The organism is Rhodanobacter sp. Root179 (assembly GCF_001428465.1).
Lineage (GTDB): Bacteria > Pseudomonadota > Gammaproteobacteria > Xanthomonadales > Rhodanobacteraceae > Rhodanobacter.
In genome coordinates this window covers 1-14,514 of record NZ_LMHR01000024.1, presented here as the reverse complement: position 1 = coordinate 14,514, position 14,514 = coordinate 1, and the positions used below count along the sequence as shown (strand labels likewise).

At 65.0% G+C, this 14,514-nt stretch carries 16 protein-coding genes and 2 pseudogenes; 5 read left to right on the top strand and 13 right to left on the bottom strand.

From position 1 onward, the window contains the following. Positions 1 to 241, bottom strand: a pseudogene (locus tag ASD82_RS00740) (transketolase); the annotation flags it as partial. A 223-nt stretch (positions 242 to 464) separates the two neighbouring features. Here ASD82_RS00740 and ASD82_RS00735 point away from each other — a divergent pair. Beyond that, positions 465 to 1,112: an outer membrane beta-barrel protein gene (locus tag ASD82_RS00735; protein ID WP_056713979.1), complete on the top strand. Its 648-nt coding sequence runs from the start codon at positions 465 to 467 to the stop codon at positions 1,110 to 1,112. Between the two features lie 175 nt (positions 1,113 to 1,287). Continuing rightward, entirely contained in the window at positions 1,288 to 1,887 is a 600-nt protein-coding gene (locus tag ASD82_RS00730) for a porin family protein (protein ID WP_007807528.1), read from the top strand. Positions 1,888 to 1,992: 105 nt separating this feature from the next. Here ASD82_RS00730 and ASD82_RS00725 read toward each other — a convergent pair whose 3' ends face one another. From ASD82_RS00725 to ASD82_RS00705, 5 genes are all read right to left on the bottom strand, one after another. Beyond that, on the bottom strand, positions 1,993 to 2,997 hold the full coding sequence (locus ASD82_RS00725; protein WP_056713977.1) for a class I fructose-bisphosphate aldolase: 1,005 nt from the start codon (positions 2,995 to 2,997) through the stop codon (positions 1,993 to 1,995). Positions 2,998 to 3,140: 143 nt separating this feature from the next. Next, the gene (locus tag ASD82_RS00720) at positions 3,141 to 3,587 is read right to left on the bottom strand and encodes an energy transducer TonB (RefSeq protein ID WP_056713974.1); all 447 of its coding nucleotides are present in this window, start codon (positions 3,585 to 3,587) and stop codon (positions 3,141 to 3,143) included. A 44-nt stretch (positions 3,588 to 3,631) separates the two neighbouring features. Next, a complete protein-coding gene (locus tag ASD82_RS00715; protein WP_157599001.1) occupies positions 3,632 to 4,192 on the bottom strand; it encodes a hypothetical protein in 561 nt (186 codons plus the stop codon). Between the two features lie 55 nt (positions 4,193 to 4,247). After that, positions 4,248 to 5,717, bottom strand: a complete 1,470-nt coding sequence (gene pyk, locus ASD82_RS00710) for a pyruvate kinase (protein WP_056713969.1) — start codon at positions 5,715 to 5,717, stop codon at positions 4,248 to 4,250. A 73-nt stretch (positions 5,718 to 5,790) separates the two neighbouring features. Beyond that, positions 5,791 to 6,603, bottom strand: a complete 813-nt coding sequence (locus tag ASD82_RS00705; RefSeq protein ID WP_056713966.1) for a S1/P1 nuclease — start codon at positions 6,601 to 6,603, stop codon at positions 5,791 to 5,793. A gap of 221 nt (positions 6,604 to 6,824) precedes the next feature. On the opposite strand from ASD82_RS00705, the gene gap reads away from it, so the two are divergent. Then, a complete protein-coding gene (gene gap / locus ASD82_RS00700; protein ID WP_056713963.1) occupies positions 6,825 to 7,826 on the top strand; it encodes a type I glyceraldehyde-3-phosphate dehydrogenase in 1,002 nt (333 codons plus the stop codon). Between the two features lie 72 nt (positions 7,827 to 7,898). Here the strand turns inward: gap and ASD82_RS00695 are convergent, their stop codons facing one another. Together ASD82_RS00695 and fdxA are read right to left on the bottom strand one after the other, a co-directional pair. Continuing rightward, positions 7,899 to 10,208 carry a cbb3-type cytochrome c oxidase subunit I gene (locus tag ASD82_RS00695; protein ID WP_056713960.1) on the bottom strand — a complete coding sequence of 770 codons (2,310 nt, stop codon included), beginning with the start codon at positions 10,206 to 10,208 and terminating at the stop codon, positions 7,899 to 7,901. A gap of 195 nt (positions 10,209 to 10,403) precedes the next feature. Further along, positions 10,404 to 10,727, bottom strand: a complete 324-nt coding sequence (fdxA, locus tag ASD82_RS00690; RefSeq protein ID WP_056713957.1) for a ferredoxin FdxA — start codon at positions 10,725 to 10,727, stop codon at positions 10,404 to 10,406. 143 nt (positions 10,728 to 10,870) lie between these two features. On the opposite strand from fdxA, the gene azu reads away from it, so the two are divergent. Together azu and ASD82_RS00680 are read left to right on the top strand one after the other, a co-directional pair. Beyond that, positions 10,871 to 11,317, top strand: a complete 447-nt coding sequence (gene azu / locus ASD82_RS00685) for an azurin (RefSeq protein WP_056713982.1) — start codon at positions 10,871 to 10,873, stop codon at positions 11,315 to 11,317. 101 nt (positions 11,318 to 11,418) lie between these two features. Further along, on the top strand, positions 11,419 to 11,829 hold the full coding sequence (locus ASD82_RS00680; protein ID WP_056713954.1) for a group III truncated hemoglobin: 411 nt from the start codon (positions 11,419 to 11,421) through the stop codon (positions 11,827 to 11,829). 34 nt (positions 11,830 to 11,863) lie between these two features. Here the strand turns inward: ASD82_RS00680 and tpx are convergent, their stop codons facing one another. From tpx to ASD82_RS00655, 5 genes and pseudogenes are all read right to left on the bottom strand, one after another. Next, complete coding sequence (gene tpx / locus ASD82_RS00675; RefSeq protein WP_056713951.1) at positions 11,864 to 12,364, bottom strand: thiol peroxidase; 501 nt, start codon at positions 12,362 to 12,364, stop codon at positions 11,864 to 11,866. 26 nt (positions 12,365 to 12,390) lie between these two features. Further along, on the bottom strand, positions 12,391 to 12,828 hold the full coding sequence (locus ASD82_RS00670) for a hypothetical protein (protein ID WP_056713949.1): 438 nt from the start codon (positions 12,826 to 12,828) through the stop codon (positions 12,391 to 12,393). Positions 12,829 to 12,915: 87 nt separating this feature from the next. Next, positions 12,916 to 13,491 carry an SCO family protein gene (locus ASD82_RS00665; RefSeq protein ID WP_056713945.1) on the bottom strand — a complete coding sequence of 192 codons (576 nt, stop codon included), beginning with the start codon at positions 13,489 to 13,491 and terminating at the stop codon, positions 12,916 to 12,918. 10 nt (positions 13,492 to 13,501) lie between these two features. Next, on the bottom strand, positions 13,502 to 14,266 hold the full coding sequence (locus ASD82_RS00660) for a formylglycine-generating enzyme family protein (RefSeq protein WP_056713943.1): 765 nt from the start codon (positions 14,264 to 14,266) through the stop codon (positions 13,502 to 13,504). Between the two features lies 1 nt (position 14,267). Then, a pseudogene (locus ASD82_RS00655) lies at positions 14,268 to 14,514 on the bottom strand (cytochrome c); the annotation flags it as partial.

Below are 14,514 nucleotides of genomic sequence, written 5' to 3'. Positions count from 1 at the left end.
CGAAGCCGGTCAGGTGCAGCAGCGCGTACTGCAGCATCGAGCCGTGGCCGTTGGACAGCACGAAGCGATCGCGGTTGAACCACTTGGGGTTGGCCGGATTGAACTTCAGGAAATCGTTCCACAGCACCTCGGCGAGATCGGCCATGCCCATCGGCATGCCCGGATGACCGGACTTGGCCGCTTCCACGGCATCCATGGCAAGGGCTCGCACGGCGTTGGCGAGTTCGCGGCGGGTGGTCATCGGGCAGTCTCCGGCGGGTGCAAAACGTCTATTGTCGCCGATCGACCGTGCGCTGTCGTCTGCGGCTTTTCGATTAATCACCGCTTAACCCCGACACCCCACGGTTCGGCGAGCTTCAGTCTCGACCCACTATCAATGTGCCCGCAGCGCCATCCCCGAGCGCTGCCCGACCCGCGCGTTCCGCTGAATGCGCCGTGGTCCGGATCAAAGAAGAGGACTCCCCATGAACAAGCATCTATTCGCACTCACCATCGCCACCACCGGACTGTGCACGGTTCCGGCCTTTGCCCAGGACACCCAGTCTACGGCCGGCACGACCGAAGCCGCCACGAGCGGCAACTTCCAGCCCGGCCAGCCGATCGGCAGCGGCAACTGGTTCCTCAACGGCAGTGTCGGCCAGGCGCACATGCGCGTCGGCCCCTACAACGACCACCCGACGACCTACGCCATCAACGGCGGCTACCGCTGGAAGGTCGGCCCGGATGTCGGCCTCGGCGTGGAGGTCGGCTACAACGACCTGGGCAACTTCAAGCTGAAGAACGCCTTCAACAGCAACGACGTCAACCTGACCGACCGCCGCAACGCGCTGCGCGGCTGGACCGCCGGCGTCAACGGCAAGATCAACGTGTGGCAGGGGCTGTATGTCAGCGGCCGGGCCGGCGTGTATGGCTGGAAGGGCCACGGCTACGCCAACCAGGACATCAACCGGCATGACCTCGACCAGGTCGACTGGTATGCCGGCGTGGGCACGGGCTACGACTTCAATCCGCATTTCAGCCTGGGCCTGTCGTACGACTACTACCGCGCCAACAAGGATCGGGTCGGCCTGACCTCGGACACGGCTTCGCTGACGGCCGAGTACCGTTTCTGATCCGTCCGAGCCGTTTTCGTTAACGCCGGCTTAATACTGAACTAATCGGTATTGAATCTTTCCCGGCCCGACCCATCTAAGTCTCCGTGTCGCCGACCACCTTGGACAGCGCACCACCAGCAGCGGCCACTCCCCCATCGGGCCGACTGCCATGACAACAAACTGGAGAAGCTCCATGAAAATGAACAAGACCCTGATTGCCCTCGCCCTGGCCACCGCTGGCGTGTTCGCCGGCCCCGCCGTGTTCGCGCAGAGCGCACCCACGCACAATGACGGCTGGTTCATCAACGGCAACGTCGGCCAGACCTCGATCAACCATGGTGCGTATGACGACAACGACACCGGCTATGGCATCAACGGCGGTTACCGTTGGGCGGTGAGCCCGTCGGTCGCGCTGGGCGCCGAGGTCGGTTACAACGATCTGGGCAACATCCACGCCAAGAACATCTTCAACAGCCAGCCGGTGGTCGAGGATGGCAAATCGCAGCTGCACGGCTGGACCGCCGGCGTGAACGGCCACTTCAACGTCACCCCGAACTGGTACGTTAGCGCCCGCGGCGGCATCTACGGCTGGAAGGGCCACGGCCTCAGCAACGACGCCAACCCGGTTCGCAAGGGCTTGGACGACACCAGCTGGTACGCCGGTGCCGGCGTGGGTTACGACTTCAGCAACAACGTCAGTGTCGGCCTGAACTACGACTACTACGACGCGAAGAAGGACCGCGTGGATCTCAGCACCGACATGGTTTCGGTCAGCGCCGAATATCGCTTCTGATCGGTTGTCGGCTCAAGCAAGGTAAAAAAACGGGCGCCGCGAGGCGCCCGTTCTTTTTGTAGCGTGCAACTTCCCGCGATCACCGACGACCGCGGGAATTCAACCTCAGCCCTTCCACTGACCCAGCGCCGCCAGGCCGTTGTCACGGGCGCGGGCGTGCACGGTCTTCTGGGCGTCGGCATAGTTCGCCTTCATGTCCTTCGACCACAGCTTCAGCGCCGCCTGCTGCATGGCGCGACCGTAGGAGAACGACAGCGGCCACGGATGCGGACCGATCTGGTTCATCGCGTTCAGATGGGCGGTGGACTGCTCGTCGGTCTGGCCGCCGGAAAGGAACACGATGCCCGGCAGCGAGGCCGGCACGGTGGACTTCAACACGCGCACGGTGGCCTCGGCCACTTCCTCGACGTCGACCTGCTCGTCCGAGTCCTTGCCCGGGATGACCATGCTGATCTTCAGGATGGTGCCTTCCAGCATCACGTTCTGCTCGTACAGCGCGTTGAACAGGCTGCGCAGCACGGCCTCGTGCACTTCGTAGCTGACTTCGATGCTGTGGTCGCCGTCCATGATCACTTCGGGCTCGACCATCGGCACCAGGCCCGCTTCCTGGCACAGCGCCGCATAGCGCGCCAGCACGTGGCAGTTCGCCTCGATCGCGGTGGAGCTGGGGTTCTCTTCGGTGATGTTGATCACCGCGCGCCACTTGGCGAACTGCGCGCCGAGCTTGGCGTATTCCTGCAGGCGTTCACGCAGGCCGTCGAGGCCTTCGGTGACCACGTCACCGGGGAAGCCGGCCAGCGGCTGCGGGCCCTTGTCGACCTTGATGCCGGGGATGATGCCCAGCTTCTTCATGACCTGGGTGAACGGCACGCCGTCCTTGGTCGACTGGCGGATCGTCTCGTCGTACAGGATCGCACCGGAGATGTGCTCGTTCAGGCCCGGCGTGGTCAGTAGCAGCTCACGGTAGGCGCGGCGGTTTTCCTCGGTGTTCTCGATGCCGACGGCCTCGAAACGCTTCTTGATGGTGTTGGTCGACTCGTCGATGGCGATGATGCCCTTGCCGGGCGCGACCATCGCCAGGGCGATGCTTTCGAGATCTTCAATACTCATGACGACTCCGTGGTGCGGCCGGCTTCACGCCCGCACATGGTTGAAGCCGCCTCGAAGACGAAGCGGCATGGTTCAAAACGGCAATTATAGGCCAGATTCACCGGCGGGCGCGCAGGGCCGCCCCGCGGCGGCCCGCGACCGCCTCAGGGCGTGTAGCCAGGCAGCTTGCAGGCATCCATCAGCTGCTGGCGCTGAGCCGGGTCCTTGGGCGCGTTGAACGGCACGATGTAATAGGTGGCCACCGGCTCACCGATGCGATTGCTCAGCGACGGGCCGTAGCGGAAGTTGGAAACCGCGCTGCGCGCCACCGGTCCCAGGTCGCTCTTGGGCACCACCTTGGCCACCTGCACGTTCATCGGCACGCCGTCCGAACCGACCGTATAAGTCACCGCCGCGCAACCGGGCTTGTCCAGGTTCAGTCCCGTATTGGGCACATCCATCTGCACCTGGGTGTTGAGCAGGATCCAGTAGCGATAGAGGTCTTGCTGGTCGATCTTGCGCGCTTGGCCCTGGGCGAACACCGGGGCGACGACGCCAAGCGCCAATGCCAGCAACAGTCCGCGACGAAGTGGGCGAATCGTGGTTTTCATGACGAACTCCTGGAGGACATGGACGAAATCCTTGTGCCGGCAGTTTAACCGTCCTGTGCGAAGTCAGCGTTATCGTCGCTCGCCGTGATGGCCTGCGGGTAGCCGCGCAGGCGCTGCAGCAACCCCGCCAGACCACGCGCGCCGAGGGTCAGCGCCGCGCCGGTCAACAGCATCGTTCCGAAATAGACCATCGAGCGCCATTCACTGGCGGGAATCATGCCGGAAGCATCACCCACCACCGCGGCTTGCTTGACGAACAGGACCACCGCGCCGTGCGCGACAAGACCGCTCAGGCCACCGATCAGCGCCCATATCCCCACGACGGACATCGCCACGTATTGCAGTTGCGCCGGGGTGATCGCCAGTTCCAGCATTTCATGCCGGTTGCGCCCCACCGCCCACCATGCCAGCAGGTTCGGCCACAGCCACAGCGCAAAAGCCAGCAGCAGGCCGGCGCCATGCAGCGACAACGCTGCCCACACGAGGTGGCCGTCCTGCGTGGGATAAAGCACAAGTCCCGGTATCTGTTCAAGAATACCTACCGCCATGAGCACGGCGCCAAGCCGAATGGCCACGCACAGCACGGTATGCAACGTCGTCTTCATGACTTTGTCCCCAGTGAAACGCCTGTTGCCAGGAAGTCGCGCCTTGTTCGACCCGTCACAGGTCGCGCAGGCACTCCACCATGCCGTCGCTGCCGACCGAAAGCAGCTTCAGCGTATTGGTGCCGCCGCCCTGGCCGACGTGGTCGCCCTGGGTCAGCACCACGCGATCGCCTTCCTGCAGACGTCCCTGGGCGAACAACTGCTGCACCGCCGAGCGTGCGGTGGCGACCGAAGTCAGGCCCTCGTGGGAGAACGCCACCGGCTGCACGTCGCGCAACAGCAGCATGCGCCGACGCGAGCCGGCCATCGGCGACAGGGCAAAGATGGGTACGGCGCTGCCGTAGCGCGACAGCCATTGCGCGGTGGCGCCGGATTCGGTCAGCGCCACGATCGCCCGCACGTCGAGCTGGCTGGCCAGCATCATCGCCGCCAGCGCGATCGCCTGGTCGGTGCGATCGAGCATGTGGCCGGTGGCGGTCAGGTCCTCCTTCGGCTCGAACTGGCGTTCGGCGCCCAGGCAGATCCGGCGCATCGCGGCCACCGCCTTGTCCGGATGCGCACCGGCGGCGGTTTCCTCCGACAGCATCACCGCGTCGGTGCCGTCGATCACCGCGTTCGCCACGTCGAGCACTTCGGCCCGGGTCGGGATCGGCGAGCGCACCATCGACTGCAGCATCTGGGTGGCGGTGATCACCGCGCGGTTGCGCTGCACCGACTCGCGGATGATCTTCTTCTGCAGGCCGGGCAGCTCGGCGTCGCCGATCTCCACGCCCAGATCGCCGCGCGCCACCATCACCACGTCGGACGCGTCGATGATTTCGCCCAGCACGGGGATCGCATCGGCGCGCTCGATCTTCGCCACCAGCGCGGCGTTGCCACCGGCCTCGTGCAGCAGGCGCCGCGCCTGGTGCATGTCTTCGGCCGAACGGACGAACGAGATGGCCAGGAAATCGGCGCCGATCTCGGCGGCCAGCTTGATGTCGGACTTGTCCTTGTCCGACAGCGCCGTCACCGAGAGTCCGCCGCCCTGGCGGTTGAGTCCCTTGCGGTTGGACAGCCTGCCGCCGATCAGCACCTGGCAACGCACCTCGGCACCGACCACGTCCAGCACGGTCAGCGCGACCAGCCCGTCATCCAGCAGCAGCACGTCTCCGGCATGCACGTCGCCGGGCAGGCCGTAATAGCTCACGCCCACGCGCGAGGCATCGCCGGGCGGCGCATCGGGCCGGCAATCCAGCACGAAGGGTGCGCCGTCGACCAGCTCCACCGGCCCGTTGGCGAACGTCTCGATGCGGATCTTCGGTCCCTGCAGGTCGGCCAGGATGCCCACTTCGCAACCGGCCTCGCTGGCCGCGGCACGCACCGCATTGGCGCGCGCCCGATGATCGTCGGGCTGGCCGTGCGAAAGATTCAGGCGAACCACGTTGACGCCTTCGGCGATGATCCGCGCCAGCATGCCCGGCGCATCGGTGGCAGGGCCCAGGGTGGCGACGATCTTGGTACGGCGCAGCGGATTTTCGTTCATGGGTCGAGGCTAGCAGATGAAGGAGGGCACGCCATCCCCATGCATTCGTATGCATAGGCGATGACACGGACGGCTATTTGCCCAGGGCGAGGTTCAATACCGCCGCCAGCCGACGACCGGCCTGGCGCAGGCGCAGCTCCGCCTCGGGCAGCTCGGCCTTGACGTAGGCCTTGTCGATCGTGTGCCCGGACGGATAGAAACCCGGCTCGGCGGTGATCCGGCAGGATTCCTCGGCCCACTGGGCGTAGGGGTTGTCCAGCGGGGCGATTGGCGCGGGCAGCGCGACCGGCACGGCGGAATCCAGCCGTTGCGCGTACTGCTGCCAGTCCAGGTCGCGGCTGTAGAGCATGCTCGAATCCCACACCTTGTGCAGGTTGCTGCCCTTGCCGTCGAACTGCACCTGGAAGGTGTTGCCACCCTTGTCGTCGCGATAGCCGGCATGCAGCGGCTGGTGGATGTCGCCGACAAAATGCACCACGAACTTCAGCGCATTGCGCCGCGCCTTGTCGCTCTGGCTGCGATCACCCAGCACGCCGACGTAATACTGCAGGGCCGACACCACGCAATTGCCGTTGCGACAGTCGCGCGGCGGCACGTAGTCGCAGGCGCTGCCGCCGCGGAAGTTGATGTAGTGCTGGCCACGGGTCTGCTTCCACAAGGCCGCCATCGCCGGATCGTTCTGCATCTGGTCCGGCCAGTTGGCGATGTCGGCCAGCGAGCTCGTGTGCTCCGGCGCCAGCAGGCGTACGACCTCGGCTTCGGCGGCGGGACTCAGATGGCGCTGCGCCAGTTCGGCCACCACGCTGTGACCCAGCGGCCCCCATGCCTGCGCCGGCGCGATGACGAGACAGGCCAGCAGGACGGCGGCGCGGCGGGTGAAACTCATGGCGGTTGATCCAGCGGAATGATGTCCTCAGCATGCCACAGTCGACTGCGGCTTTTTGCCGCTCGCCGCGTCCCGTGCACGGCGGCGGCCGGTGCCATGCCATCCGGCTTCGCCCGGCCTGCCGCGCCGGTCGGGCAACCCGGGCGGATTGGCTGTAAAATGGCCGTTTCCCGGCCGCTGCCGCGGCCTTGCCTGCCATCCCCTAAGGAGGACGTTCACTCATGACCATCAAGGTCGGCATCAACGGCTTCGGCCGCATCGGTCGCAACGTGCTGCGCTCTGCCGTGCAGAACTTCGGCAACGACATCGAGATCGTGGCGATCAACGACCTGCTGGAGCCGGACTACCTTGCCTACATGCTGAGCTACGACTCCGTGCACGGCCGCTTCAAGGGCGACGTTAAGATCGTGGACGGTCAGCTGGTGATCAACGGCAAGACCATCCGCCTGACCCAGGAACGCGACCCGGCCAACCTGAAGTGGAATGAAGTGAACGCCGACGTGGTGATCGAGTCCACCGGCCTGTTCCTGACCAAGGAAACCGCGCAGAAGCACATTGACGCGGGTGCGAAGAAGGTGATCCTGTCCGCGCCGTCCAAGGACGACACGCCGATGTTCGTCTACGGCGTCAACGACAAGACCTACAAGGGCGAGGCGATCATCTCCAACGCCAGCTGCACCACCAACTGCCTGGCGCCGATCGCCAAGGTGCTCAACGACAAGTGGGGCATCAAGCGCGGCCTGATGACCACCGTGCACGCGGCCACCGCCACCCAGAAGACCGTGGACGGCCCGAGCAACAAGGACTGGCGCGGCGGCCGCGGCATCCTGGAAAACATCATCCCGTCCTCCACCGGCGCGGCCAAGGCGGTCGGCGTGGTGATCCCCGAGCTCAACAAGAAGCTCACCGGCATGAGCTTCCGCGTGCCGACCTCGGACGTCTCGGTGGTCGACCTCACCGTCGAGCTGGAAAAGGACGCCAGCTACGCCGAGATCTGCGCCGAGATGAAGGCGCAGAGCGAAGGCCCGCTGAAGGGCATCCTCGGCTATACCGAAGACAAGGTCGTGGCCACCGATTTCCGCGGCGAAACCTGCACCTCGGTGTTCGACGCCGACGCCGGCATCGCGCTGGACAGCACCTTCGTCAAGCTGGTCAGCTGGTACGACAACGAGTGGGGCTACTCGAACAAGTGCCTGGAAATGGTGCGCGTCATCGCGAAGTAATCCGCAGATTCGCAGACACCGAAGCCCGCGCCGATCCTGGTCGGCGCGGGCTTTTTCATGCGCGATCGAAAATCAGCGCGCCTCCGCCCGCGCATCCGCGCGGACGCCCAGCCAACCCTTGATCGAAGCAATCACCAGCGGGATGGCGCCGAAGCCGATGAAGATCAGGTCACCGGGCAGGCGCAGCCATTCGACCAGGTGCGAACGCGGAATCGCCACGTACTCGGCGCTGCGCGCATGCCAGTAGCCGTGCTTCAGCACGTCCCACAACTGCATCACGCCACTGGGAAACAGGCTCATCAGGATCATCAGCATCAGTCCGATGTTGGTGCCCCAGAACGCCACCCTGACGTACTTCTCGATGCCGGGCCACCGCGCGTCGCTGCTGGCCTGGCGAAGGCAGAACACCATCAGCGCGACGGCCAGCATCCCGAACACGCCCATCAGCGCCGCATGGCCATGGGTCGGCGTGATCTGCGTGCCCACTTCGTAGTAGCTGACGATCGGCAGGTTGAGAAAGAAGCCGAACATGCCCGCGCCGACGAAGTTCCAGAAGCCCACCGCCATGAGGAAGTAGAACGTCCACTTGTGCGGCACCGCCACGGCCTTGCCGCACACGTCGCAATCGCCGCGGGTGGTGCGCACGAAGTCCCAGGCGTCCAGCGTCAGCAAGGTCAGCGGCACCACTTCGAGTACCGAGAACAGCGCCGAAAGCGACATGTTGAAGTTCGTGTGGCCGGTGAAATACCAGTGGTGCCCGGTGCCGATCAGGCCGCCCAGGAAATACAGGATGGCGTCCAGGTAGATCACGCGCAAAGCCACGTTGCGCCGGGTCAGGCCCAGTTGATAGAAGGTCAGCGCCACGATGGTCGTGGCGAAGAACTCGAAGAAGCCCTCGACCCACAGATGGATGATCCAGAAGCGCCACGTATCGACCACCGTGTAATTGGTCTTGGCACCAAAAAACAACGCCGGCACGTAGAACACCGGAATGGCGACGGCGGCGAACATGAACATTTTCGCCAGCGGTCGGGCGGCCACGTTGGCCACTGCGCGCGGTCGCGCCAGCACCCACAGGATGGCGAACCAGACCAGCAGACCAACCACCAGCAGGTATTGCCATACGCGTCCGAGCTCGAGGTACTCCCAGCCCTGGTCGCCAAGCCAGAACCACAGATTGCCCAGCTTCTGCTCGATACCGGCCCAGACCCCGAGCAGGCTGCCGCCGATGACCACCACGAAGGCCGCAAACAGCACGTGCACCCAGCCGGCCAGCCAGCGCGGCTCGTCATCCGGCGCGCGCAACGAGCGGCCAAGGAACAGGGCGGCAGCCACATACGCCGTGGCGATCCAGAAGATCGCGGTTTGCAGATGCCAGGTGCGCAGCAGGTTGCTGGGGAAAATGTTCTCCAGCTGGAAGCCGTAGAAGCTGCCCGGATCGGCGCGAAAGTGCGCCACGCCGCCACCGACCAGGGTCTGCATCAGGAACAGCAACGCCACCACCACGAAGAACTTCACCAGTGCACGCTGGCCCCGGCTGGACTGCCCCGGCAGCAGTTGCGGATGAACGTGATGGCCGCGGCTGATCCAGCCCAGATAATCGAACTTGCCGAATGCCAGCAGCACGGTCGCGATACCAGCCAGCAGCACCAGCAGGCTGAGCGCGCTCCACAACAGCGCGCTTCCGGTGGCGACATTGCCCACGCTGGGGTCGTAGGGAAAGTTGTTGGTATACGACGCGTCCGTGCCGGGCCGCATCGCCACCGAAGCCCACGCCGCCCAGGTCACGAAGGCGGTGAACTGGTGCAGCTCCGCAGGGTCAGTGATCAGGCTCGGCTTGAGCCCGCCATTCTTCGTAGGGTCCTTGAAATAGTCGGTCCAATAACCGATCTGCTGCCGGTAGGCGACGGCTTCGGGTTCGATCAATTGCAACACGCCACTCTGCGCGTCGTAGCGATTGGTCTTCAGGGTCACCGCCGTTTCAGCGTGCACTGCGGCCTGCTGCCGTGCATCCAGCGCAGCCACGGGCTTGCCGTACTGCGTGCCTGCAATGGCCGCAGCGGTGTCTTCGCCCAGACGATGCAGCGCCTCGGCGGAATAATCCGGCCCCAGATAGGCGCCATGTCCCCAGATGCTGCCGTTGTCCATCAGGCCGTACTTGAGGAACACCGCCTGGCCATCACGAATATCGTCGCCGCTGAACAGCACGGCGCCTTGGGCGTCGACCACCTTTGCGGGAATCGGCGGCGCATTGCGGTAGGCGAGCAAGGTGACGGCAAGCAATCCGGCGAAGCCGATCACCATCACCAGCGCCACCGTTCGCAGCCACCACGGCGACAACTCGGTATCGTCGTCGGTCAAGGGTTGTGCGGCTTCATTCATCGCTACTTCCTCCGGCAAGGCGAGAGAATGCGGGCCGATGCGACGAAAGATCGCATGATCATGAGCATGACCATGCCGGTTGGGCCCGCGCGCAAGCATCGATGCGACGACCCCACTCCCCTGCCGTCGCGCCGAGCCGTCCCACCATAAACCTTTTCTTTTCGCGTCGCCCGTATCGGCGCGGAGCCAATGAGGTCAGCGTTGCAGCAGCGGCAGCTTGTCCGGCACGCCGTCCCACTTCGCCGCGTCCTCCATCGCCGGGATCTTGCTGGTCAGCACTGGCCATTCGCGCGCCAGCTCGGCGTTGATCGACATGAAGATCTCCTGGCCCGCCGGCACGTCGAGCTCGGGGAAGATCGCGCCGACAGGGCACTCCTCCACGCACAGCGTGCAGTCGATGCATTCGTCGGGGTCGATCACCAGGAAATTGGGACCGGCGTGGAAGCAGTCCACCGGACACACCTCGACGCAATCGGTGTGCTTGCAGTTGATGCAGTTTTCGGTGACGACGTGCGTCATCTTGCCTCCTTCCGACGCCTGCCGGTGTGTCGCTAGAGTGTCCGGGACGGATAGTGCGAAAGCCATGATCCAGGTCAGTGCCGATGACGCACCACCATCGCAGAATTCACTCGTTCCCCAACTTCCCCAAGGAGCAACCCATGATGCGCAAACTGATTGCCATTGCCCTGCTCGGCCTGCTTTCCACTCCGCTGATGGCCGCCGAATGCGCGACCACGGTCGAGGCCAACGACGCCATGCAGTTCAACACCAAGACGATCACCGTACCCAAGACCTGCAAGTCGTTCAAGGTCACCCTGAAGCACACCGGCAAGCTGCCGGCCACCGCGATGGGTCACAACTGGGTGCTGTCGCACGCCAGCGATGAGGCGGGCGTGATTTCCGACGGCATGAAGGCCGGCGCGGCCAGCAGCTACGAAAAGCCGGGTGACGCGCGCATCATCGCCCACACCAAGTTGATCGGCGGCGGCGAATCCGATGTCGCCACGATCAACGTGGCCAAGCTGAAGGCAGGCGAGCAGTACGCGTTCTTCTGCACCTTCCCCGGCCACGCCGCGCTGATGAAGGGCACCTTGAGCCTGGGCCAGTAAGCTCCTTGGACCAGCGACGCATCCGGCCGTCATGGCCGGATGCGTTTTTTGTTGGTGCCGGCATCACACATCGTTCCACGCACGGATCCACAATGTCCCGCATGAACCCGCAGTCACCCCTCGATGAAACCGCGCTGGCCAGGCTGGTCGACCATTTCTACGAGAAGGTGCGTCGCGACGCACAGATCGGTCCGATCTTCAACGCGGCCGTGCATGACTGGGATGAACACAAGCGCCTGCTCACCTCGTTCTGGGCTTCGGTGGCGCTGCGCGCCGGCAGCTATCGCGGCAATCCGATGGGTGCGCACCGGCCCCATCCGATCCGTGCCGAACACTTCGACCGCTGGCTGGCGCTGTGGCGCGAAACCTGCGCGGAAGAACTGGACGAAACCGCGGCCGCCACGATGCTGGAATACGCCGAGCGCATCGGTCGCAGCCTGAAATACGGACTGGGTCTCCATCCGCAGGCCCAGCCGTTCGGCGTGCCGATCGTCGGCATCGAGCGCCCGTAGGAGCGCACAGGGTGTGCTCCTACAATAGTCGCGATCAGGCCAGCGCTTTCAACGCCGCGTCATAGTTCGGCTCGTGGCCGATCTCGCTGACCAGCTCGGCATGGATGACCTTGTCATGTTCGTCCAATACCACCACCGCACGCGCAGCCAACCCCGCCAACGGGCCGCTGGCGATCGCCACGCCGTAGTCGTTGAGGAACTGGCGGCCGCGCATCAGCGACAGGTTGATCACCTTGTCCAGTCCTTCGGCGCCGCAGAAACGCGCCTGCGCGAACGGCAGGTCGGCCGAGATGCACAGCACCACGGTGTTGTCGAGCTGGCCGGCCAGCTCGTTGAAGCGGCGCACCGAGGTGGCGCACACGCCGGTGTCGATGCTGGGAAAGATGTTCAGCACCTTGCGCTTGCCGGCATGGCTCGACAGCGTCACGTCGGACAGATCGGCGCCGACCAGGCTGAAGGCCGGCGCGGTCGAACCCGGCGCGGGAAACTGGCCGTCGACGCTGATCGGCTGGCCCTTGAATGTGACTGTGGACATCGTGCACCTCGTTGCTGGATGGATGGCTACAAGTAGAACATGGTCTTGGCCAGGAACACGATGCCGACCATCAAGCCCAGCACGATGCGATGGGTGTGCCTGAACCGGCAGACGTCCATCTTGCCGCTGCGCATCGTCCACATCGCGTTGACGAATACCCCGAGCACGCCAAACGCCAGCAGCACCTTGAGCAGCAGCCAGTTGCCGAAGCGGCTGCCGACGCATTCGAGCCCGCCGCAGCGGATCTCGAACAACACGCCGCCGCTGACGAACAGCAGGATCACCACCACCGGCATGAACCGGCGCACCCGCGCCATCACGGCCTTCTCGATGCTCTGCATGGTGGCGATGTCGAAATGCCGGTACAGCGCTTCGAGCACCACCACCTCGAAGGTCACCGCGCCGACGAACACGATCGCGCAGGACAGGTGCAGCAGCACGATCCACGGATACCAGGCACTCATGCGCACTCTCCGGAAGCATGCGCCCAAGTCTGCGCGCGACCGCCGCATGCCGCGCTGACATGGATCAACCCGGGTTGCGTCCTGCGCTCAACCCTGCGGCGTGGCAGCCACCAGCTTGCGGATCGCCTCGACGAAGGCCGGGTCGAGCTTGCCGATGCGGGTGGTGCGCGCGGCGATGCGACCGTCGCTGTCCAGCAGGATCAGTTCGCTGCTGTGGTTGAATTCCTTGTCCGGCAGCTGGCGGTACTGCAGGCCCAGCACGCCGGACAGCTGGCGCACCTGTGCGGGCTCGGCCCGCGCCAGGGTCCAGATGCGCGAATCCAGCTTGCGCTTGTCGGCGTAGGTGCGCAGCGTGGCCACGTCGTCACGCACGGGGTCGAAGCTCACCGCCAGCAGGTCGATCCGGGCACGGGTGGCCGGGTCCAGTGCATTGCGGGTCAGCCGCATGCTGTCGATGATCATCGGGCAGACCATCTGGCACGAGGTGTAGAACATGGTGACCAGCTGTGGCCGGCCGCGCCGCTCGGCCAGCTTCTGCCGATGACCGTCCTGGTCGGTCAACTGCACCGACAGGTTGTAGACCGAATCGCCGGGCAGCGGCGTGGCCGCCCGCGCGCTGCCAAGCAGCAGGAGCATCGCAAGCAGGGACAACAGACGTTTCATGGCGCATGCCTCATTCGGACTTCGCGCAACGGAAGCCCATGTTGTTGGTGGTGTTGGCGGCCTTGAGCGCGGACAGCATCGCTATGCGCATCAGCACCGCGTAGTTTTCCTTCTCCTGCAGGCTGATCGCGCCCGCGCCGCAGAATTTCAGCAGGTCCGGATCGCCCTGCTCGCGGCTGTCGCTGGCAACCATCAGCGCGTTGAAGTCATCGACCCACTCCCATACCACTCCGTTGATGTCGCGTATGCCATAGGCATTGGCGATACCGCCGACTTCGGGCAATGCCGCGCTGGACGGCCGTGAGTACCAGCCCAGGATGCTTTCGCGCCAGGCCGGATCGGCCCGCGCATCGCGGCGCGTGGCATCGGCCGCCGCCGCGTATTCCCATTCGTACCAGCTGGGCAGGCGTGCGTTTTCGCTCTCGCAATAGGCTTGCGCGGCGAACCAGCTGACCCGGGTCACCGGCTGACGCGGCAGCGCCGTGTCACCCAGTGCGGCGGGATGGCCCCACTGGGTGAGGTAGCGCGCATCGGCGAGGATGCTGGCCACCTTGTCGCGCTGCCACTCGGGGTGCTTCTTGACGAAGGCCAGGAACTCGCCGTTGGTGACCAGCTCGGTGCGCAAACGGAATGGTGCCACCTGCGCCGGCGCTGCCTTGCCATCGGCCGGCAGCACGCTGGTGAAGGTCCCGCCCGGCAGGGCGACGTAGTCTGCCGCCACTGCCGGTAGTGCGAGCATCAGGCCCAGCAGCCCGAGTGCCAGTCGTGCAGGCATGTCAGTGCTCCGGGGCCGCCATGGGGGGTGCTTCGGCACGGGCCTTGGCGACCTCTTCCTTGGTGATCTGGCCACCCGGGTTGTCCCAGCTGTTCAGCACATAGGTCAGGATGTTCGCCACCTCGTCGTCGTTGAGCTGGCTCATCGGCGGCATCACCGAGTCGTACTCGTGACCGTTCACCGTGATCTTGCCGGTCAGGCCGTGGGTGACGATGGTCATCGCCCGCTTCGGATCGGCCGCCAGGTAG

Coding starts and splice junctions, on each gene's coding strand:
- ASD82_RS00670 (WP_056713949.1), bottom strand. CDS start 12,828: ATGAGTGCCTGGTATCCGTGGATCGTGCTGCTGCACCTGTCCTGCGCG.
- ASD82_RS00665 (WP_056713945.1), bottom strand. CDS start 13,491: ATGAAACGTCTGTTGTCCCTGCTTGCGATGCTCCTGCTGCTTGGCAGC.
- ASD82_RS00680 (WP_056713954.1), top strand. CDS start 11,419: ATGAACCCGCAGTCACCCCTCGATGAAACCGCGCTGGCCAGGCTGGTC.
- gap (WP_056713963.1), top strand. CDS start 6,825: ATGACCATCAAGGTCGGCATCAACGGCTTCGGCCGCATCGGTCGCAAC.
- fdxA (WP_056713957.1), bottom strand. CDS start 10,727: ATGACGCACGTCGTCACCGAAAACTGCATCAACTGCAAGCACACCGAT.
- ASD82_RS00735 (WP_056713979.1), top strand. CDS start 465: ATGAACAAGCATCTATTCGCACTCACCATCGCCACCACCGGACTGTGC.
- ASD82_RS00715 (WP_157599001.1), bottom strand. CDS start 4,192: ATGAAGACGACGTTGCATACCGTGCTGTGCGTGGCCATTCGGCTTGGC.
- ASD82_RS00695 (WP_056713960.1), bottom strand. CDS start 10,208: ATGAATGAAGCCGCACAACCCTTGACCGACGACGATACCGAGTTGTCG.
- ASD82_RS00660 (WP_056713943.1), bottom strand. CDS start 14,266: ATGCCTGCACGACTGGCACTCGGGCTGCTGGGCCTGATGCTCGCACTA.
- azu (WP_056713982.1), top strand. CDS start 10,871: ATGCGCAAACTGATTGCCATTGCCCTGCTCGGCCTGCTTTCCACTCCG.
- ASD82_RS00730 (WP_007807528.1), top strand. CDS start 1,288: ATGAAAATGAACAAGACCCTGATTGCCCTCGCCCTGGCCACCGCTGGC.
- ASD82_RS00725 (WP_056713977.1), bottom strand. CDS start 2,997: ATGAGTATTGAAGATCTCGAAAGCATCGCCCTGGCGATGGTCGCGCCC.
- ASD82_RS00720 (WP_056713974.1), bottom strand. CDS start 3,587: ATGAAAACCACGATTCGCCCACTTCGTCGCGGACTGTTGCTGGCATTG.
- pyk (WP_056713969.1), bottom strand. CDS start 5,717: ATGAACGAAAATCCGCTGCGCCGTACCAAGATCGTCGCCACCCTGGGC.
- tpx (WP_056713951.1), bottom strand. CDS start 12,364: ATGTCCACAGTCACATTCAAGGGCCAGCCGATCAGCGTCGACGGCCAG.
- ASD82_RS00705 (WP_056713966.1), bottom strand. CDS start 6,603: ATGAGTTTCACCCGCCGCGCCGCCGTCCTGCTGGCCTGTCTCGTCATC.